This window comes from Mycobacterium hainanense (assembly GCF_041890355.1).
GTDB classification, from domain to species: Bacteria; Actinomycetota; Actinomycetes; order Mycobacteriales; family Mycobacteriaceae; genus Mycobacterium; species Mycobacterium hainanense.
Window position 1 is genome coordinate 5,725,153 of sequence record NZ_CP169059.1, and the last position, 18,792, is coordinate 5,743,944.

The window sequence follows — 18,792 nt, forward strand, 5'->3', positions numbered from 1 at the left end:
GCGGCCATGGACGAGGACTGCCTCAAGCTCACCACCTATCTGGCCGAGCGTCGGCGGACCGACGCAGGGTTTGTCTCCGACGTGCTGCTCGACCTCTACGCGCGGCACCGCGTCGCGTGTGGCGTGGTGCTGCGGGGTGCCGGCGGCTTCGGTTCCGGTCGTTACCTGAGAACCGACGAGTCGCTGACGTTGTCCGAGGATCCGCCCGTCGCCATCGTGGCGGTCGACACCAGGAGGAAGATCGAGGCCCTGCTCGACCCCGTGCTCGCCATCAAGCAGCGCGGCCTGGTCACCCTGGAGCGGGCGCGGCTGCTGCGCGACGTCGGGCCCTTCCCACGGTCACTCCCCGGCGAGTTGCGCGAAGCCGTCAAGCTGACCGTCTACGTCGGCCGCAAGGAACGCGCCAACGGCACCCCGGCCTACGTCGCCGTCTGCGATCTCCTGCATCGGCGCCGGGTTGCCGGCGCGTCGGTGCTGCTGGGGGTCGACGGTGTCAGCCAGGGGCAGCGGCATCGTGCCCGCTTCTTCGGCCGCAACTCCAACGTGCCGATGATGCTCGTGGCCGTCGGATCCGGTGAGCGCATCGCGGGGGTACTGCCGGAGCTCGCCGGGTTGCTTCGGGAGCCGGTGTTCACGCTGGAGCGGGTCCGCGTATGCAAACGCGACGGCGAACTCCTGGAAAGGCCGCACGCCCTGCCGGGGGTCGACGAACGCGGTTTGTCACTGTTCCAGAAGCTGACCGTCTACACGTCCGAGTCGGCCTTGGTCGACGGCGTGCCGATTCACCGCGCGATCGTGCAGCAGCTGTGTCAGCGCGCCGCACCCGACGGCGCGACGGTGTTGCGTGGCATTTGGGGATACTACGGAGACCACCGGCCCCACGGCGACACGTTCCTCTCGCTGCGCCGCCGCGTCCCCGTGCTGACCATCCTCGTTGACACCCCGGCCAGCATCGCCGAATCCTTCGACGTGATCGACGAATTGACCCGGGCCGACGGGCTGGTGACGAGCGAGATGGTGCCCGCAGTGGTGTCGGACGAACACGACGCCGGCGGCGGCCCGCCGCGCATGGCCCGCCACCGCTATTAGCGGCGATCGCAAGCGCGGCGAAGCCGGGCGCCGCGGGTCGCCGCCATCGCTATCAGCTAGGTCAGCCGGCGACCGAGGCGTCGTAGATGGACTGGATCGCCTTGTCCAGCGTGGCGTTGAACTGCTCGTCGGACTGGTCGACCGAGAGCCCCTCGGTGAGCGCGCGGCTGAAGCTGGCGATCAGCCCGGTGTTCTTCGCCAGCAACTCGTTGGCTTCCTCGCGGGAGTAGCCACCGGAGAGGGCGACCACCCGCATCACCTTCGGGTGCTCGATCAAGGGGCGGTAGAAGTTGACCTCGGTGGGCAGGCTCAGCTTGAGCATCACGCGCTGCCCCTCGGGCACGTTCTCGAGTTGCTTGGTGATCTCGTCTCGCAGGATGCCTTCCGCCTCCGCCTTGTCCGAGATCGAGATGGTGACCTCCGGTTCGATGATGGGCACCAGACCGTGCGAGAGCACCTGGTGGGCCAGCTCGAATTGCTGGGCGACCACGGCGGCGATGCCGTTGGCGTTGGCGCCGCCAATCACCGACCGTTCCTTGGTGCCGAAGACGCCCTTGCTCACGGCGCGCTCCAGCAGCTCGTCCAAGCCCGGGATCGGCTTCATCAGCTGCACGTCATCCGACGCCTCCGCCAGGCCCTTGTCGATCTTCAGAATGGGCACCACGCCCTTGGTCTCCCACAGGTAGGTGGTCGACGGCTTGCCCTCGATTTCGCGGTCCATGGTCTGTTCGAACAAGATCGCCGCCAGCACGCGGTCGCCGGTGAAGGCGGGCGACGTGATGATCCGCGAACGCATCTGGTGGATGAGGTCGAACATCTCCTCCTCCGAGGAGTACGCGTTGTCCTCGATGCCGTAGAGGCGCAGCGCCTTGGGCGTCGAGCCGCCGCTCTGGTCGAGCGCCGCGATGAATCCCTTCCCCGACGCCATCCGGTCCGCTTGCTTCTCGTTTGGCATGGAAGTTCTCCACTCCTTCGTGGTCCCGTACGGTCACGGCCTGTGCGGTGCTCGCACCCCTCAAATAATCGTGCCGATCATATTCGGCCGATCAAAGCCCCAGAAGTCAGGCCGTCAGAGCTCGGCTCGATCCGTCTGCGGGGCGGCGGGTCTGACGCGCCACAGCGCCATGCGGTCAAGGAGCCGGTCGCGCAGAACGAGCGTGTGGAAGAGTACCGCGCACATGTGGGCGGTAAACGTCGCGAACAGCAGGAACGCGAACGCGCCGTGGCACTCGCGGAGCACCGCGAAGGCATCGATGCTGTCCGGATCGCCGTAGATCTCGCCCCGCGGGGCCACCCGCGGCGCTTCGCTGCCGGAGACCAGTGAACCGCCCGGGCGACATCGAGGACTCCGCTGCGCCGGAGCATGAAATGGACGCGAGCCGCCAGGCGCGATGCGGGTGACTCGCCCGGAGGCACTGGGAAATCCCGTACGAAGTCCTGGAAGGAACCTGGCAATTTGCCGGATATCACCCTGCTGGGGTGAGAGCGCGCCGGTCAGACCCTAAACTGGCTCCCGATCATCCAACCCCGCGAAGAAGACGCGGGGAGGTTGCCTCGGTGAACCTGAGAAATACTGAGGATTAACCTGAGCGACGTTCGTGATTGGTGCAAATCGGGAGCTTTAAGGCGCGCTGCCATTTGTATATCGGGGAGGTTTCAAGGCGCGCTGCCATTTGTATATCGGGGAGGTTCTAAGGCGCGCTGCCATTTATATATTGCCTGTTCAATGCCGATTGTGGCGTGGTATAGCGACCTGCGGAGCCCGTCGGTCTACGCGTGATCAGCACCACCCAGAGCCACGAATTGGGCGGCTTAATCGAGCATTGCTGGAAAGGGAAGCCATGCTTTCGGGGACCGCTGCACCCGAATGCCGCGATCACCCAAAGGAGGCCTTATCGGCGCTCGGCACGGCTGACAACGCAGGCGCACTCAATCAGCCCGCGACGATGACTCTGTCATTAGCTGAGTGCGCACCGCGGGCTGAAGCGACAAGGGTCACCATGCGGGCGACGCTTAACTCATCGGTCGATGTCATGCCCGGGGCGGGATGCACTGCTGACTCGACCGCGCTGATTTAAAGGGGTTTGCTAGCGATGGATTTCGGAAGTAGTCCGCCGGAGATCAACTCGGCCCGGATGTATGCCGGTGCCGGGGCGGGACCGATGCTCGTCGCCGCCGAAGCCTGGGACGCACTGGCCGCCGAGCTTCACGCGACGGCCAACTCGTATCAGTCGGTGGTGTCGGGGTTGACCGCCGACGCATGGCAAGGCCCGGCGTCGGCGTCGATGAGCGCGGCGGCCGCGTCCTACGTGAGCTGGTTGCAGGCCACCGCCGCACAGGCCGAGGAGACCGGCGCCCAGGTTAGATCGGCGGCAGCCGCCTACCAAGCCGCCTTCGCAGCGACGGTGCCGCCGCCGATGGTCGCCGCCAACCGCGCGCAGCTGACGACCCTGATCGCGACCAACTTGTTCGGCAGAAACACCCAGGCGATCGCGGCGAATGAAGCACAGTACGGCGAGATGTGGGCCCAAGACGTCGCAGCGATGTACGGCTACGCGGCCTCCTCGGCCACTGCGACGCAGCTGACGCCGTTCAACACTCCCCCGCAGAACACCAACCCCAGCGGCGCGGCCGGCCAGTCCGCCGCGGTCGGCCAGGCCACCGCAACCGCCGCCGGCGACGCGCAAACCACCATCCAGCAGGCCTTCTCCGCGGTGCCGTCCGCGTTGTCCAGCGCAGCTGCCGCCCCGGCTTCCGCCAGCGACTCGCTGGGCACCATCAGCGACCTGATCGCGATCTTCCTGGACGCGCCGGCGTCCCTCGCGACCTTCTTTGCCGACATACCGTTCGCCGCGATCGGCGTGACGGCGTTCCCTTTGGACATCGTCGGTGCCGGCACCGGTCTGAACACCGACCGGATCGTCAGCCACTGGAACGGCGAAGAAACCTGGCCGAGCAACCAGAAGATCCCTCCGACCAATTTCCCAGCCCCCATCACCGGGCCGATCAGGCCTGCGACGACGGCGCTGTCAGCGGGGCTGGGCGAAGCCAACGCGGTCGGGGCGTTGTCCGTCCCGCCGACGTGGACGGTCGCCACCCCTGCGGTACGACCCGTCTCCTACTCATTGCCCGCGTTGGCGCAAACGTCGGCCAGTGCCGCCCCGGCCGCAGAAGCCGGTTCGTCGAGCACGTTCAGCGAAATGGCTCTGGCGGCCATGGCGGGACGCGCCATGGCGGGGACCGTTAGGGCCGGCGTCAGCCGCACCGGCAAGGCGGCCAACCGAACACAGGCGGCGGCTCGCCCGGCGGGGGCGTCGGGAACCGGCGGCAGTGCGGCCACCGGCGCCAGCGACGAAGCGCCTCCGGACAAACCTCGCGCCGTGGTCACCGGCGTCGCGGCCGAATTGCGCGACTTCGCCAAGCTGCGTGACGAAGGAATTCTGACCGACGACGAGTACACCGAGCAGAAGAACCGCCTGCTCGGTCGTTAAACCCTGCCCGCCGCCGCGCGGCGGAAGTCTTGTGTCTGGAAAAGGAATGCGCAGCAATGGATTTCGGGATGTATCCGCCGGAGATCAACTCTGGCCGGATGTATGCCGGTCCGGGATCGGGGCCGATGCAGGCAGCGGCGCAGGCCTGGAGCAGCCTTGCTGACGAGCTGTACACCTCGGCGTCTGCCTACCAGTCGGTGGTATCGGAACTGGCCTCCGAAGCCTGGTCGGGCCCGTCGTCCACGGCGATGGCGGCCGCCGCGCAGACCTACGTGGCATGGCTGAGCGCCAGCGCCGCCCAGGCCGAGCAGACCGCCGCACAAGCCCAGGCCGCGATCGCCGGTTATGAGGCAGCGTTCGCGATGACGGTGCCGCCAGCGGAGATCGCAGCCAACCGAAGTCTGCTGAGCGTGCTGGTCGCGACGAACTTCCTGGGAATGAACACGCCGGCGATCGCAGCCACCGAGGCCCAATACGCCGAGATGTGGGCGCAGGATGCGGCTGCGATGTACGGCTACGCAGGCTGGTCAGCCGCAGCGACGACGCTCACGCCGTTCAGCTCACCACACCAGAACACCGATCCGGGCGCGACCGGCAGCCAAGCGGCCGCGGTCAACCAAGCCGGCAGCGTCGCCGCCGGCGACGTCCAGAACATGATCTCGGCGGTCCCGCAGGCGTTGTCGGGGGCGGCGGCGCCGGCCCAGGGTAACGGGCTGAACACGTTGGCCGACTTGATCAGCATCTTCCTCAGTGCGCCAGTTGACTTGTTGGTTTTTTTCTATTTCATTCCGCTGGATGCCCTGGGGGGCCCGGCGGACTACCCGTTGGCCCTCATAGGCACCGGGACTGGTTTGCACACCGATGACATCGTCGCCGACTGGGCAGGACAAGAGTCGTGGCCGAGCACCGGCCTGAAAATCCCCGAGGAATTCCCCGCGGTCATCACCAACCCGGGCCCGCTGGCGGGATCGGCGCCGAGCGTGTCCGCCGGTGTGGGCCGGGCCGGCACTATCGGGCGGTTGTCGGTGCCGTTGGGGTGGACCGCGTCCGCGCCCGAGATACGCTCCGCCGCAATGACATCGCCGCTGCCCGGCGCGACTCCGGCAGCCGCGGCGACGCCACTGGAGGCGGGTTCGGCGAGTAGCTTCAACCAGATGGGCATCGCGGGGATGACCGGGCAAGCGATGGCCGGTCCGCCCGCCGCGAACGAAACTGCGCAGGACGGCAGGCCGGTTGGCCGGACCGGCCGCTCTGACGACACCGCGGCCGCCGATGACGTCGAGGCGATACCCGCACCCCGCACCGTCATGACCGGCGTCGCGGCCGCGATTCGCGACATCGCCAAGCTGCGGGCGCAGGGGCGGCTATCCGAACAGGAATACAACGAGCAGAAAAAGCGACTACTCCAGATCTCGTTCGGACAGTAGGTCAGTCAGTCGGCGATCGGCAGCACGACGCCGAAAGCCCTCGTGACGTCCGCAGGCCGTCACAGCTCGGCTTGGTCTGGCTGCGGGGCGGCGGGTCTGACGCGCCACAGCGCCATGCGGTCAAGGAGCCGGTCGCGCAGAACGAGCGTGTGGAACAGTACCGCGCACATGTGGGCGGTAAACGTCGCGAACAGCAGGAACGCGAACGCGCCGTGGCACTCGCGGAGCACCGCGAAGGCGTCGATGCTGTGCGGCGCGATGCCGGGCAGCCGCAGCTGACCCACCATGGTGACCGGGAACCGCGCCGCCGACAGCATCGCCCACCCGGTCAGCGGCTGCACCAGCAGGAGGGCGTAGAGCAGGCGCTCCGACCACGTCGCGATCCGCCGTTCCGCGCCGCTCATCGTGGAAAGGAACGGCGGGGGCCGGTGCCTGAGCCGATTCGCCAGCCGCACCACGGCGAAGACGAGGATCAGCACTCCCAGCGGCCGGTGGATGGCGAGCAGCAGCGGGTAGTAGCTCAGGGCCGCGACCATCGTGACGCCGATCAGCAGTTGCGCGATGACCATCGGCGCCATCAGCCAGTGCAACAGGCGAGAGGGCAGCGCGAACCGGGGCGCGGCGGCGCCGGCGGTCACCGCAGCACCCGGGACACGTCGACTTCGCTCGGCCTCTTGGGTTCCTCGGCGCGGCGCGTGAACGAGCGGGCGTAGACGGCGGACCTTGCCGCCAGCAGCGGGTCGTCGGAGGCGGTGATGCCGTCCGGCAGGACCAGCGGGTCGAAGTTGACGTCGCGGGCGTTGCCCGGCGCTTCGGTCTGCACGCCCGTGACGGTGATGGTGCCGGCCTCGATGGTGCGCCGCGCCGGCGGCCATGGCTTCGTGGCGTCGTGCGTCGGATCGCTCGGCTCACCGATCGTGAGCACGAGCCGCCAACTCAGCGGTCGCTGTGTGAGCGCGTGAATGAGGTCGTCGAACAGGTAGTCCTTGCCGTCCCGTGCCGCCGGCGCCGCCGGCGCTTCCTGAGGGACGGCGGCCCAGCGCACCGGGACGGTCGCTCCGGCGCCGTTGGTGAATTGAAACGCGTTCAACCCATAAAACGTGCTGTCGCCGAAGCCCGCGCTCGGTGGCGCTGCCTTGATGACCTTCATGGCCGCGACGGTCTCCGGATGGCGATCGAGGAAGGCGGCCATCTTTGCGGGGTCCGGCTTGCCCGTCTCCGGCACGGGCTTGGACGCGAGCAACCGGTCGTAGAAGCCCTGCGGAGTGCTGTCCGGAAAGACGGGGATGTTGATCATCGCGGTGCGCCATTGCTCACCGCCGGGACCCTGGAAGAGCAGGCCGAGTCCCCGGACCGTGGACGGCATGTCCGGCTGATCCGGTAGACCGCCCGACAGGGAAAACCGGCCGACCACCGGCACGCTCCCCGGTCGGAAGACGCCGGCCCGGCAGACCGCCGCCCCCGCCCCGGTGCTGGAAAAGGTTCCGACCGCGCTGAGCCCCTTCGCGTGATTCCGCCGGAAACCCTCGTGGAGTCCGTAGACGCGCTCGAAGCGGTCGGTGAATCGGGGCGGCGTCAGGGCCCCGGGCCGCAGCCAGCCGCCGGCGTAGGCGAACCCACCGACATCGACCGCGGCGATGCCGGCCACGGCTCCCATACCCAGCAGTGCGCCCCGCCGGGTCAGGGCTTCGGCAAGGGACCGGGTGGGCTTATCGGCGCGGGGCGGCTCGTCCTGCCGGCCTTCGTGATCACCGGACTCCACGGCCACCGCCCTTCCGCATTCGTGCAGGCCACACGGCCACGCAATTCACGCACGGTCCGATCCCCCGCCGCAACTTTTGCGGTGACCGTCGCACACACTCACAGGACGGCGCGGGGGTGCTATTCGTTCACTCGTTTTGGGGGTGGTTCGTGACGTGTCATACCATCTACTGAGAACTTGCGGCTGCATCTGTGGCTAGCAGCGCAGATCGACGGAGTGTGTCTCCTCCGACGGGCAAGCGCTTTCCGGTGGGTTGAACAAGCAGCCCCCGGGCTTGGCAGTGGCTGTTTTGAGAGCTAACGGGTCCCGCACGGGACCGAATGTGGGTGATAGACCATGGGCGAACTGACCGGTGATCCAATCGATCCGACCGCTTTCTCAGTAGGAAAACAGCAGATTGAACAGGCTGTTGTGCTGACCGTCTCGGGCGAGGTGGACATGCTCAGCTCGCCGCATCTGGCCGAGGCGATCCAGACCGCGCTGGCGACCAAGCCTGCCGCGCTGATCGTTGACCTGTCGAAAGTGGACTTCTTGGCGTCCGCCGGGATGACGGTTCTGGTCACGGCGCAGGCGGAGACCGAGCCGCCCACCCAGTTCGCGGTCGTCGCCAACGGCTCGGCGACAAGCAGGCCGATCAAGTTGATGGGTATTGACAGCGTGCTCTCGCTCTACAGCTCGCTCGACGACGCGCTGAGCGGCATCGCTGGTGGGTGAACCTCGAGATGGGGGCACAGCTGGAGACGATGGGGCGCTTCGATCAGTCGCATAACGTGCCACACACCGACGACGGGTCGCGCTTCGCGCGCAATCGCGTCGCCGCCGACCCGCGCAGCGCGGCTCGGGCCCGAGCCGAGTTCGGCAGCTGGCTCGCGACGCACTTCACCCTCAGCTCCGAACGGTTCAGCGACGTCCTGCTGGCGGTAAACGAAGCCATCGCCAACGCCGCGGAGTTCGCCTATTGCGACGCCTCGCAGCGCGGCACGCTCGACGTGACCGCGGCGTATGACCGCCGGGCCGACACCCTTGCCGTGACCGTCGGCGATCGCGGTCGCTGGCGCCAGAAAGTCCCGCACCCGCAGCGGCAGCATCTCCGGGGACGCGGCATCCCGTTGATGGAGGTCCTCGCGGACCACGTGACCATCGACCGCACCGCCCGCGGCACCCGCGTCACGATGACATGGACCGAACTGACGCGGCGACTCGACGCTTTATAACTACGGCGCGTGCGCCAGGACCTGCTGAATGCGGTCCTCGCGCGGCAGGACCGGACCGTCGTCCAGGGTGTCTTCGATACCCAGCTCCGCAAGCCCGGCTCTGGTCAGCAGCGAGGTGCCATACGCGGCCAGGACCAACTTCTGATCCTCGCTGTGCCCCTCCTCGACGAGCATCGCCCCGATGAGGCAGATGACCGCCATCTTGTACGCGTTGAAGGCGCGGTACCACCCGCGGTTCTGCAGCTTGATGCCGCTGGTCCGCTCGTAGTGCTCCAGCAGGGCGTCGATCGGCAGCGCCGCCGGATGGCTGTTGATGCCGACGGGTTGCGCCCACAGCATCTCCAGCCAGCCGATGTCGGTCAGGGGATCGCCGACCGTGCTCATCTCCCAGTCGAACACCGCGCTCACCTCCCCGTCGGTGAAGGCGAAGTTGCCCGGTTTGGCATCGCCGTGCACCAGGGTGACCCTCGGGTATGCCGCCGGCCGGCTCTCCCGCAGCCCCTGGTGTAGCCGTTCGAGCGCGGGCAGCGAACCGCGCTTGACCCGGTCCGTTTCCGCGGCCCAGTGGTCGAGTTCGCGGTCGAGGTGGGCGGCCCCGTCATCGAGCGCGTCGAGGCCGGTCCGGGTGAGGTCCACAGCATGGATGGCGGCGAGTTGCTCGACCAGGCTCCGGCACATCCGCATTACGGTCTCGTCCGCGGCCTCGGGCGCCTTCATCTCGTAGACGTCGCCGGCGACGCATTCCATCACGAGGAACGGCCGGCCCAACACCTCGCCGGTCTCCTCCAGCCATAGCGCCCGCGGCACCCGGACCGCGGTGTCCTGCAGTGCGCGCAGGATCCGGAACTGGCGGGCGAGATCGTAGGGTTCCAGCAGCGCGGGCGGCCGGGGCCGCAGCCGCAGCACCACGTCTTGGCGTGTGTGCCGGCCGTCGCGCTCGGTGACCACGGTCAGCATCAGCATCTCGGCCGAATGCCCGAAGCTCACCCGGTCCAGGCCCTCGACACGGACGTCGTCGCAGTCGGGCAGTCGGGTGCGGAGCCAGCCCGTCAGGCGCTCCTCGAACTCGGCGCCAGCGGTCACTGCCGGGCCCCCTCGGTCGGCAGGCGCTCCACCGGAGTCTTGTCCTGGGTGAACGCCGACATGTCCATCGCCGCCCAGTTCGGGTACCGGCGGTAGCCTGCACCCCCGAGCAGCAATTCGAAGACTCCCCAACCGGTGTGGCCGTCCCGCTCGAAGCGCATCAGCTGGTCAAGCGCCATCGACTTACCCTCCGTCTCGGCGAGCTGTTCGGAATCAGCGCTGTCCCAATGGAAATGGATGAAGTAAGCCCCGGCGCCGAGGTCCTCGTAGTGGCAGTGCGCCATTGGCAGCCCGTAGTAGGCGTTGACGTGTTGGTGCGGCGAGTCGGCGGTAACTCGATGGATCTTGCCGTCCTCGTCGGTGAACACCAGCACAGCGCGAGCGGGCCGCTTGCGCTCGCGGTCGAATTCGACGTCATGTTCGATCTTGACGAACCGCTTCGACAGCGTTCCGTCCGCATAGGTAATGCCACCGTCGACGTATTGCACTGTCCCGTCGGCTGTTTCGATGACCCATGCCTCGATCGCGTGGTCGCCGAAGCCCGCGTCGAGCCAAAGCCAGAAGTCGATTTTGTCGGACACGCGCACGCCGAACGTGCGATCGCGACCGCCGCGAAATCCGTCTACGCTGATCCGTTCGCCGTCGATCCGCACCCAACCGGTCCACCGGCCCGGTTCCTTCATGTGGTACATGTCGGCCAGCACCCGGCCGTCGTCGCCCATCACCTTCATGGGCAGTAACTCCCACATCGGCGCGCTGGGTTCGTAGTAGAGCTCCCACTCGATCCCCGAACCATTGGGTTCCACGTCGAGTCGCCACTTCTTCAGTGGCTCAACGCAAGTCCAGCGCATCGGCCCCGAACTCAGGTCGGCGCGGTCACCGCCGCCGACCGGCCGGCCCGACAACAGATCCCAGTGCCGGCCGTCGGCAAGGCTCACCTTGACATAGCCCAGCCCGCTGCCGGTATTTGGATTGTTGCCGTAACCACTGGCCAACAACATGGTGCCGTCGGGCGACGCCGCGAAGAAGTAACAACGATCCGACCACGTCGGGTCGTTGTCGTGCACCGCGTCGAAAGTCACCGGAAGCTGGTGTGTGAACGACTCGTCGGCGGCGGAGTACACCATGGTTGTCCTCTCGGGCGATCTGCTTGATTCGCAATAGAATTCGTTGTCTTGCGCGACGGATCCCGTAACATCTGCGCCATGGAACCGAGCCGCCGGTGGGGCGACGATCGCGCGATCCTCGATGACGAGGAGGCCCGCAGGCGCATACTGGACGCCGCGGGCCGCTGCATCGTGCACCGCGGCAACACACAGTTCCGGATGGGAGAGGTCGCCGACGAGGCCGGGGTGTCGCGGTCCACGGTGTACCGGTATTTCCCGGGACGCGACGACGTCCTGCTGGGCCTGATCCTGAAGCGGGTCGACCACGCGCTCGGCGAGTTGGTGCGCTCGCTGGCCGCTCCAGACGATCCCGTGCGGTCGGTGCCCGAGATGGTGCTGGCGCGCGTCGAGTCGGTAGACGGCGATCCGCTGAACGAGGCGCTGTTCGCCGCCGAGAGCACCGCCGTGGCGTCGGCCCTCGAGAAGGGATCGGAGCCCATCGTGGAGACACTGTTGCGGCACTACCAACCCTTGCTGGATCGGTGGAAGTCCGCGGGCCGTCTGCACGCCGACCTCGATGCGCGCTCGGTAGTGCAGTGGCTGCACGCCACCACGCTGTTTCTCCTGGCGCCCTCCTGGCGGTACCGCACGGCCGCCGACAAACGCCAGTTTGTCGAGCAGTTCGTGGTGCGAGCCCTGGTCCCACAGATCAGACAATAGCTAGCTATTGTCTGATGTCGAGACGTTCGGGTATTTTTGTCTGACCCCGTGCCGCGACGTCCCCACGGCTCGCGGCGCGGGTGACACGTCCGCACCGAGAAACGAACATTGATGAACAACCCCGTGACGCAGGCCCTCTCGGTGGCCGGCCTGGCCGCTCACCTAGGGCGTGGCATGGGCCGGGTGGCCACCGACGCGGTGGTGGGTGGCCGCTTCGGGCTGCCCCGCCGGGTCCAGGACATCGACGCGGCAGTGCTGTCCAGAGTCATGGGCACCACCGTCAGATCGGTCCGCGTCCTGGGCAGCGACGCCGGGACGTCGGCGCGGGCGCGGCTGGTGCTGACCGGAAAGAACGTCCCCGATTCGGTGTTCGTCAAGCTCGCTGCGAAGACCGCGGCCACCCGGTTGATGGGCGAGCTCGGCCGGCTCGGCCACACCGAGGTGCGGTTCTACCGCCAGCTCGCCCCCCAGGTGGTCGGCGCCCCGTACTCCTACGGGGCGGCGTTCGATTCGTGGACCGGGCGCTACCTGGTGGTGCTGGAAGACCTCCCGGTCGAGTCGTGCGAGTTCCCCGACACCTTGCACCCGCTTTCGCCCGACCAGGCCAGCCTGATCGTCGAGCTGCTCGCCGACCTGCACGCCACGTTCTGGGACCGACTACCCCGTGACGGACGGGGTCCGCTGGGTTGGCTCTACACACCGTCCGGTGACGTCACTTCCCTGCTGACCGGCTCTCTGATGCACGCCTCGATCAAGCGGCTGTCCGAGCGCACCGAGATCCCCGTCGAGAACGGCGGATTCATCGCCGACAATTACCGCGCCGTCGCTGCTCTCATCGACACTCCCCCGCACACCGTCATGCACGGCGACGCCCACCCCGGCAACATGTACTTCGACGGCGGCAAGGCCGGGCTGCTGGACTGGCAGGCGGTACGGCGCGGGCACCCGTCGCGGGAACTGGCCTACACGCTCATCACCAGCCTCACCCCCGAGGACCGCCGAGCCTCCCAGCGCGAGCTGCTCGACGACTACCGCCGCGCCCTGGCGGCGGCCGGCGGCCCCACGCTGGACGGCGACGACCTGTGGCTGCGGTTCCGCCAAGCAGCGCTGTACGCCTACGTTGCCCCCCTGATCACCGCGGGAATGGGCGGCATGCAAGTCGAAGGCATCGCCATGGAAGGCCTGCGGCGGGGTGTCGCCGCCCTCGACGATCTGGAGACGGTCGCGGCGCTGAAGCGTTCGCTCTGACAAAAGATTCCGCCCAACCCTGGTGTGATGTCCGCCGCAAGAGTTACGCTACTTGCCGTAGCGTAATGCTGCGGGTCTCGTCGCGCCTTCGGCCCATGGCGGCAAGGAGAGAATCACATGTTCGACTTGAAAATCGTTGGTGGCACCGTCGTCGACGGCACCGGCGCCCAGCGCTACCAAGCCGACATCGGCATCAAGGACGGCAAGATCGCCGACGTCGTCCGCCGCGGCGCCGGGGACCCCGCGCTGGGCGGGGAGGCCGCCGAAACGATCGACGCCACGGGGCATGTGGTGGCCCCCGGCTTCGTCGACATCCACACCCACTACGACGGTCAGGTGAGCTGGGACGGCCTGCTCGAACCGTCAAGCGGTCATGGCGTCACCACCATCGTGACCGGCAACTGCGGCGTGGGCTTCGCCCCGGTGCGGCCCGGCACCGAGCAGTGGTTGATCGAGTTGATGGAAGGTGTCGAGGACATCCCCGGCACCGCGCTCACCGAGGGCATCACCTGGGGCTGGGAGACCTATCCCGAATACCTCGACGCGATTGGCAAGCACAAATTCTCCGTCGACGTGGGCAGCCAGGTCGCGCACGGCGCCATCCGCGCCTACGCGATGGGCGAGCGCGGGGCCCGCAACGAACCGGCGACGCCCGACGACATCGAGGCCATGGGCCGGCTGGTCCGGGAGGCGATCGAGGCCGGCGCGCTCGGTTTTTCGACGTCACGCACCATGGGCCACCGCGCCATGGACGGCGAACCCGTCCCCGGCACGTTCGCGGCCGAAGATGAGCTGTTCGGCCTCGGGCGGGCCATGGCCGCGGGTGGTCAGGCCGTCTTCGAGTTGGCGCCGCAGGGATCCGCGGGCGAGGACATCGTCGCGCCGAAGAAGGAGCTTGACTGGATGCGCCGGTTGAGCGGTGAGATCGACCGGCCGGTGTCCTTCGCGCTCATTCAGGTGGACGCCGATCCCAACCTGTGGCGCGAGATGCTGGACCTGTCCGCCGACGCGCACGCCGAGGGTGCCCGCCTCTACCCCCAGGTCGCGGCCCGCCCGTTCGGCATGATGATCGGGTTCCAGGGTCATCACGGGTTCAGCCACCGGCCCACCTATCGCCGGCTGGCGGCCGAGTGTAGCCGCGAAGAGCTCGCGCAGCGCCTGGCGGACCCGGCGGTGAAGGCTGCCATCCTGGCCGACGAAGACCTGCCCGCCGATCCGACACTGCTGTTCGACGGGATGTTCGCCCTGGTGCAGCATTCGCTCAAGCGGCTGTATGCGCTTGGCGATCCGCCCGATTACGAGCCGACCCCGGACCGCACCGTCGCCGCCATCGCCGCATCCCGCGGCGATGACCCGCTCTCCACGCTCTACGACCTCATGCTGGAGCGGGACGCGACCGCCATGCTGATGCTGCCGCTGTTCAACTACGCCGACGGCAACTGCGACGCGATCCGGGAGATGCTGCTGCACCCGGCCGGCGTGCTCGGGCTTTCCGACGGCGGCGCCCACTGCGGGATGATCTGTGACGCTTCGTATCCCACGTTCCTGCTGACGCACTGGGCCCGGGACCGGCGCCGAGGAGATAAGCTGTCGCTGGAATACGTGATCCGCAAGCAATCCCGCGATACCGCCCACCTGTTCGGCCTCACCGACCGTGGGACCATTGAGAAGGGCAAAAAGGCCGACATCAACGTCATCGACATGGACGCCCTGACGCTGCACCCCGCGGCGATGGCGTTCGACCTCCCGGCGGGCGGTAACCGGATTCTGCAGGGAGCCAGCGGTTACGCCGCCACAATCGTCAGCGGCACCGTAACCCGGCGCAACGACGTCGACACCGGGGCGCGGCCCGGCCGGTTGGTGCGGGGAGCACGTTAAGGCGGCACGCATGAACGCGCCCGCCGGCAACCCAACCCGCACCCGCTCGCACGTCCAAGAGGACGCGATCGGGACTCCCCCGGACAGCCCCACCCTGGTTCCCGCGCGGCGGTATTACTCCCCGGAGTTCGCCGCGCTCGAGATCGACCGAATGTGGCCGAAGGTCTGGCAGCTCGCGTGCATGGTGGACCACGTCGCTGAGCCCGGCGACTACTTCGAATACCGCTGCGGGCCAAACGGGGTGCTGATCGTTCGTGACGGCGACGGCGTGCTGCGCGCGTTTCAGAACGCCTGCCGCCACCGCGGGAACTCGGTGTGCGTGGGCTCCGGCTCCGGGCTGCGCGAGCTCAAGTGCGGCTATCACGGGTGGACCTGGGACCTCGCCGGCGCGCTCAAGCGGGTGCCCCACCGCAAGGGCTTCGGGTCGCTCAAGATGTCGGAATTCCCGCTGGTGCCGGTCCGGGTGGACGCCTGGGAGGGATTGGTCTTTGTCAATCTCGACCTCGATGCGATGCCGCTGCTCGAGTATCTGGAGGAGGTGCCCGACGACATCGCCTGGTGCCGGCTGAGCGACTTCCGTTGCTACGCCACGCTGACCGTCGAGGTCGAGGCCAATTGGAAGACGATCGCCGACGGATACAGCGAGACCTACCACATTCAGACGCTGCATCCGGAGTTGCTGCGCTGCGTCGACGACATTCATGCGCCCCAACAGATTTGGGGTCACACTGGCAAATCGGACCAGCCCTACGGCGTGCCGAGCCCCCGCTTCGAGGGAGCGCTCAGCGACGAAGAGGTCTGGGACGCATACGTTTACACGCAGGGCGCGCTGATGGGCGCCGCCGAAGGCACGCCCTTCCCCGCTGGGGAGCGCCGTCCGGGGCAGACGGTCCAGGACCTGATCGCCGAGCACACCCGGGCGTTTGCCGCCAGTCGCGGGGTGAACCTCGATTGGGCGGACACGGACCGCATCACCCGGTTGCACCAGTACAACGTCTTCCCGAACATGACTTTGCTGGCCAACGCCGACCACCTCACCGTCATGTGCTCCCGGCCCGGTCCCGACCCCGATCACGGCGAGTTGGTCATGTTCTTGATGACCCGGATGCCGCCGGGCTCACCGCGCGCCAAGCCGACCGACGTCCGGATGACCGCCGGTGAGGCCCAGCCCGGCGTAGTGCTCACCCAAGACATCGAGGTGCTCGCGGGCCTGCAGCGCGGCCTGCGCCAACCGGGTTTCACCCACTTGGTGCTGTCCGGCGAGGAGCGCCGCGTGATCAACTTGCACCGCAACCTGGAGCGCTATCTGGACCTATCCCAGTCCGAGCGGATGAGCAGTGGGGAGGCGAACCAATCGCCCACAACATAGTTCGTGTAGACACGCCGTAATCGGCCCGATGCGATCTAGAATCCATTTCGTGATGACCCCGTCAAACCCGTGGGGGGACGACAGAGGGCAACTCGCGCATCAGCTGCAGATGCGATACGAACCACTCGCGCGAAGACGCGCGCGCCGAATGTGTCAGAACTTCGAACGCGTCGGCGTCCGGACTGCGCCAGACCGTGTCCGGGAGATGCTGGCGGGCGCGCCCCTCGCGGCTCACGAAGTGATGGACGTCAAATTCGCGCTCATCGCCCTGCAGCTCGACCGCGAAACGCGGGCCGCGCGGTTCAAACGGCTGAAGCGACAAGGCGCCCGCTCACTCATGTTCGCCGGGCTGGTACTGGTGGTACTGAACTTTCTCATGTGCATGGCTTACGCCGTGCTGAACCTGGCGGAGCAGGGCGCGACCCTCTAACTCGCTGAGATGATCCCTAGCGGGGAACGACGATGCCGTTGTCGTAGGCGTATACGATTGCCGCCGCCCGATCCCGCAGCTCGAGTTTTCCGAAGATCCGGCCGATATGGCTTTTGACCGTTACGCCGGAAATGCAGAGCTCGTCCGCGATCTCGGCGTTGGATAGACCCCTACCGATCAATGTCAGCACGTCGAGCTCGCGAGTCGTCAACTCGGCGATCGCGGTGCCGCGGGGGCCGGGGGCGGCTTTGCGGTAGGTGGTGAGCACGCGTGCAGTGACCGCAGGGTCGAGGTAGCTGTCGCCCCGGGCGACCGCACGCACGGCGCGGATCAGTTCCTCGGCGGACGAGTCCTTGAGCACGAACCCGGCCGCCCCGGCGCGCAACGCCTCGGACAACAACTCGTCCTCGTTGAAGGTGGTCAGGGCCAGAACCGGCGGCGTCCCCCCGAGCCGGCGCGTCGCCTCGATGCCGTCGACTCGACGCATGCGCAGATCCATCACGATCACGCCGGGTCGGTGCGCGGCAACCGCGGCGGGCACCTCGTCTCCATCGGCGCATTCCGCGACGATGACGAAGCCGTCCTTGCGGCGCAAGATCCGGCGCAGCCCGGATCGCACCAAGTCCTGGTCGTCGACGAGGAGGACGGTGATCTCGGGGACTTCTGCGATATTCGGGATCACGCTTTGCACCACCACGGGCGCCAGCCGGTGTCACCCTCGTGCAGCGGTATATCCGCGCGCACCGACCAGCCGTCCTCCGTCGGGCCGGCGTCGATGGCCCCGCCCAGCAGCTCGACGCGCTGACGCATGCCGCGCAACCCGCGGCCCTCGGCGGATTGCGGTGCGGCTATCGCGACCGGTACTCGGTTGTCGACCGAGAGGCTTGCCGATGTTGCTGAGATGTTCAGCGTCACCGTCGATTTCGAGTCCGGGGCATGTTTGGCGATGTTCGCCAGTGATTCTTGGGTGATGCGGTACAACGCGAGACCGATCGCCGCCGAGACGCGGTCGGCGCATCCGTCGACGCGCAGCGCGGCGTCCAGCCCGGCGCGCTGAAAGTCCGCGACGAGGACGCCGATGTCGTCGATGCCTGGCTCGGGCGCCGTCTGCGTGGCCTTCGTGGGTGAGTTGTCCAAAAGTCCGACGGTCCGCCGGATGTCGGCCATCGCCTGCCGGCCCAGGCGCTCGGCTTGTTTGAGCGCCTCGACAGCGTCGTCGATGTCGCGGTCCTGCTGCAATCCCCGACGCGCACCTGTCACGTGCAGCAGGGTGATGCTCAGCGAATGGGCGATGACATCGTGCACTTCGCGGGCGATGCGCCGCCGCTCGTCGGCCGCCGCGTGCGCCGAAAGCATCTTCTGCGCCTCGATCTGTTCGGCGAGCAGCAGCCGTTGGGCGCGCATCAGGTAGCCGAGTAGCCAGCCTGCCGCCACGAATCCCAAGTACAAAACCACCGAGTCGAGGCGGTGCAGTGCGGACGCGGCGAGCAACAGTGCCACCGCCGACATTGCGGACCGCAGGCCGGCCGCGATGGAACTCAACGTCGTAACTGACAGCACCATGAGCACCATCAGCGCTGGGGCGACATCCGCGCGAATGGGGGTCGACGTCCCGAACAGCAACATGGCGGTGGCCGTCGACCAGGTCGCCCACATCAGCACCGGGCTCAGCTTCATGTTCAGGAAGAAGAACATCAGCGTCGGTGCGATGCACACCGCGAACGCGCCCAGCGCGACGGGCAGGTCGGCGGAGGGGCGCTGCAGGATCGCGATCACCCCGCAAACCACCTCGGTGGCATCGACGGTGATCAGCGATGCCCAGGTGATGCCGACCGGTATCAGTTCGGTTCGGCGGCGAAACTGTTCGCGCAGGTATCTCGTTGCAGCACGCAACATCGGCCAATCGTAAAAGAGTGCGCCGCGTGCGCACATCATGCCGTGGGCGGCAATCGCCTCCGCCCGTGGTAGGAGGCAA

Annotated in this window: 17 protein-coding genes and 1 pseudogene; 10 read left to right on the forward strand and 8 right to left on the reverse strand. The window is 67.5% G+C overall.

Annotated elements, in window-relative coordinates:
* Positions 1 to 6 precede the first annotated feature (6 nt).
* Entirely contained in the window at positions 7 to 1,089 is a 1,083-nt protein-coding gene (locus ACEL92_RS26970) for a DUF190 domain-containing protein (RefSeq protein ID WP_374023599.1), read from the forward strand.
* 61 nt (positions 1,090 to 1,150) lie between these two features.
* On the opposite strand, the gene ACEL92_RS26975 is transcribed toward ACEL92_RS26970, so the two are convergent.
* Positions 1,151 to 2,044 carry a fructose bisphosphate aldolase gene (locus tag ACEL92_RS26975; RefSeq protein ID WP_374023600.1) on the reverse strand — a complete coding sequence of 298 codons (894 nt, stop codon included), beginning with the start codon at positions 2,042 to 2,044 and terminating at the stop codon, positions 1,151 to 1,153.
* 114 nt (positions 2,045 to 2,158) lie between these two features.
* A pseudogene (locus tag ACEL92_RS26980) lies at positions 2,159 to 2,353 on the reverse strand (cytochrome b); the annotation flags it as partial.
* An 829-nt stretch (positions 2,354 to 3,182) separates the two neighbouring features.
* Between ACEL92_RS26980 and ACEL92_RS26985 the strand changes: the two are divergent.
* Both ACEL92_RS26985 and ACEL92_RS26990 read left to right on the forward strand, forming a co-directional pair.
* Complete coding sequence (locus tag ACEL92_RS26985) at positions 3,183 to 4,580, forward strand: PPE domain-containing protein (RefSeq protein WP_374023601.1); 1,398 nt, start codon at positions 3,183 to 3,185, stop codon at positions 4,578 to 4,580.
* A 56-nt stretch (positions 4,581 to 4,636) separates the two neighbouring features.
* Positions 4,637 to 6,007 (forward strand): PPE domain-containing protein, encoded by a 1,371-nt coding sequence (locus tag ACEL92_RS26990; protein ID WP_374023602.1) that lies wholly within the window; start codon positions 4,637 to 4,639, stop codon positions 6,005 to 6,007.
* Positions 6,008 to 6,066: 59 nt separating this feature from the next.
* Here the strand turns inward: ACEL92_RS26990 and ACEL92_RS26995 are convergent, their stop codons facing one another.
* Both ACEL92_RS26995 and ACEL92_RS27000 read right to left on the reverse strand, forming a co-directional pair.
* A complete protein-coding gene (locus tag ACEL92_RS26995) occupies positions 6,067 to 6,645 on the reverse strand; it encodes a cytochrome b (RefSeq protein WP_374023603.1) in 579 nt (192 codons plus the stop codon).
* Positions 6,642 to 7,664, reverse strand: coding sequence for a catalase family peroxidase (locus ACEL92_RS27000; RefSeq protein ID WP_374026405.1), 1,023 nt, complete (start codon positions 7,662 to 7,664; stop codon positions 6,642 to 6,644). Before ACEL92_RS27000 ends, ACEL92_RS26995 begins: the two co-directional genes overlap by 4 nt.
* A gap of 441 nt (positions 7,665 to 8,105) precedes the next feature.
* On the opposite strand from ACEL92_RS27000, the gene ACEL92_RS27005 reads away from it, so the two are divergent.
* Positions 8,106 to 8,483, forward strand: coding sequence for an STAS domain-containing protein (locus ACEL92_RS27005; RefSeq protein ID WP_374023604.1), 378 nt, complete (start codon positions 8,106 to 8,108; stop codon positions 8,481 to 8,483).
* Between the two features lie 56 nt (positions 8,484 to 8,539).
* The gene (locus ACEL92_RS27010; protein WP_374026406.1) at positions 8,540 to 8,983 is read left to right on the forward strand and encodes an ATP-binding protein; all 444 of its coding nucleotides are present in this window, start codon (positions 8,540 to 8,542) and stop codon (positions 8,981 to 8,983) included.
* Here the strand turns inward: ACEL92_RS27010 and ACEL92_RS27015 are convergent, their stop codons facing one another.
* Positions 8,984 to 10,066, reverse strand: coding sequence for a phosphotransferase family protein (locus ACEL92_RS27015; protein ID WP_374023605.1), 1,083 nt, complete (start codon positions 10,064 to 10,066; stop codon positions 8,984 to 8,986).
* Positions 10,063 to 11,193: a hypothetical protein gene (locus ACEL92_RS27020; RefSeq protein ID WP_374023606.1), complete on the reverse strand. Its 1,131-nt coding sequence runs from the start codon at positions 11,191 to 11,193 to the stop codon at positions 10,063 to 10,065. The genes ACEL92_RS27015 and ACEL92_RS27020 overlap by 4 nt, the downstream gene beginning before the upstream one ends.
* A 78-nt stretch (positions 11,194 to 11,271) precedes the next feature.
* On the opposite strand from ACEL92_RS27020, the gene ACEL92_RS27025 reads away from it, so the two are divergent.
* The 5 genes from ACEL92_RS27025 to ACEL92_RS27045 all read left to right on the forward strand — a co-directional run bounded on the left by ACEL92_RS27025 (position 11,272) and on the right by ACEL92_RS27045 (position 16,817).
* Complete coding sequence (locus ACEL92_RS27025) at positions 11,272 to 11,892, forward strand: TetR/AcrR family transcriptional regulator (RefSeq protein WP_374023607.1); 621 nt, start codon at positions 11,272 to 11,274, stop codon at positions 11,890 to 11,892.
* 111 nt (positions 11,893 to 12,003) lie between these two features.
* The gene (locus ACEL92_RS27030) at positions 12,004 to 13,140 is read left to right on the forward strand and encodes a phosphotransferase (protein WP_374023608.1); all 1,137 of its coding nucleotides are present in this window, start codon (positions 12,004 to 12,006) and stop codon (positions 13,138 to 13,140) included.
* A 117-nt stretch (positions 13,141 to 13,257) separates the two neighbouring features.
* Complete coding sequence (locus ACEL92_RS27035) at positions 13,258 to 15,018, forward strand: amidohydrolase family protein (protein WP_374023609.1); 1,761 nt, start codon at positions 13,258 to 13,260, stop codon at positions 15,016 to 15,018.
* A 10-nt stretch (positions 15,019 to 15,028) separates the two neighbouring features.
* Positions 15,029 to 16,387: an aromatic ring-hydroxylating dioxygenase subunit alpha gene (locus tag ACEL92_RS27040; protein ID WP_374023610.1), complete on the forward strand. Its 1,359-nt coding sequence runs from the start codon at positions 15,029 to 15,031 to the stop codon at positions 16,385 to 16,387.
* Positions 16,388 to 16,439: 52 nt separating this feature from the next.
* Positions 16,440 to 16,817 carry a hypothetical protein gene (locus ACEL92_RS27045; RefSeq protein WP_374026407.1) on the forward strand — a complete coding sequence of 126 codons (378 nt, stop codon included), beginning with the start codon at positions 16,440 to 16,442 and terminating at the stop codon, positions 16,815 to 16,817.
* A gap of 16 nt (positions 16,818 to 16,833) precedes the next feature.
* Here ACEL92_RS27045 and ACEL92_RS27050 read toward each other — a convergent pair whose 3' ends face one another.
* Both ACEL92_RS27050 and ACEL92_RS27055 read right to left on the reverse strand, forming a co-directional pair.
* The gene (locus tag ACEL92_RS27050) at positions 16,834 to 17,496 is read right to left on the reverse strand and encodes a response regulator (RefSeq protein WP_374026408.1); all 663 of its coding nucleotides are present in this window, start codon (positions 17,494 to 17,496) and stop codon (positions 16,834 to 16,836) included.
* Positions 17,496 to 18,713, reverse strand: coding sequence for a sensor histidine kinase (locus ACEL92_RS27055; protein WP_374023611.1), 1,218 nt, complete (start codon positions 18,711 to 18,713; stop codon positions 17,496 to 17,498). The genes ACEL92_RS27050 and ACEL92_RS27055 overlap by 1 nt, the downstream gene beginning before the upstream one ends.
* Positions 18,714 to 18,792 lie beyond the last annotated feature (79 nt).

What these genes read in the sequence shown, in the direction of transcription:
- ACEL92_RS26970 (WP_374023599.1), top strand. Translation starts at nt 7, where the DNA reads ATGGACGAGGACTGCCTCAAGCTCACCACCTATCTGGCCGAGCGTCGG.
- ACEL92_RS26975 (WP_374023600.1), bottom strand. Translation starts at nt 2,044, where the DNA reads ATGCCAAACGAGAAGCAAGCGGACCGGATGGCGTCGGGGAAGGGATTC.
- ACEL92_RS26985 (WP_374023601.1), top strand. Translation starts at nt 3,183, where the DNA reads ATGGATTTCGGAAGTAGTCCGCCGGAGATCAACTCGGCCCGGATGTAT.
- ACEL92_RS26990 (WP_374023602.1), top strand. Translation starts at nt 4,637, where the DNA reads ATGGATTTCGGGATGTATCCGCCGGAGATCAACTCTGGCCGGATGTAT.
- ACEL92_RS27000 (WP_374026405.1), bottom strand. Translation starts at nt 7,664, where the DNA reads ATGGGAGCCGTGGCCGGCATCGCCGCGGTCGATGTCGGTGGGTTCGCC.
- ACEL92_RS27005 (WP_374023604.1), top strand. Translation starts at nt 8,106, where the DNA reads ATGGGCGAACTGACCGGTGATCCAATCGATCCGACCGCTTTCTCAGTA.
- ACEL92_RS27020 (WP_374023606.1), bottom strand. Translation starts at nt 11,193, where the DNA reads ATGGTGTACTCCGCCGCCGACGAGTCGTTCACACACCAGCTTCCGGTG.
- ACEL92_RS27025 (WP_374023607.1), top strand. Translation starts at nt 11,272, where the DNA reads ATGGAACCGAGCCGCCGGTGGGGCGACGATCGCGCGATCCTCGATGAC.
- ACEL92_RS27030 (WP_374023608.1), top strand. Translation starts at nt 12,004, where the DNA reads ATGAACAACCCCGTGACGCAGGCCCTCTCGGTGGCCGGCCTGGCCGCT.
- ACEL92_RS27035 (WP_374023609.1), top strand. Translation starts at nt 13,258, where the DNA reads ATGTTCGACTTGAAAATCGTTGGTGGCACCGTCGTCGACGGCACCGGC.
- ACEL92_RS27040 (WP_374023610.1), top strand. Translation starts at nt 15,029, where the DNA reads ATGAACGCGCCCGCCGGCAACCCAACCCGCACCCGCTCGCACGTCCAA.
- ACEL92_RS27045 (WP_374026407.1), top strand. Translation starts at nt 16,440, where the DNA reads ATGACCCCGTCAAACCCGTGGGGGGACGACAGAGGGCAACTCGCGCAT.
- ACEL92_RS27055 (WP_374023611.1), bottom strand. Translation starts at nt 18,713, where the DNA reads ATGTTGCGTGCTGCAACGAGATACCTGCGCGAACAGTTTCGCCGCCGA.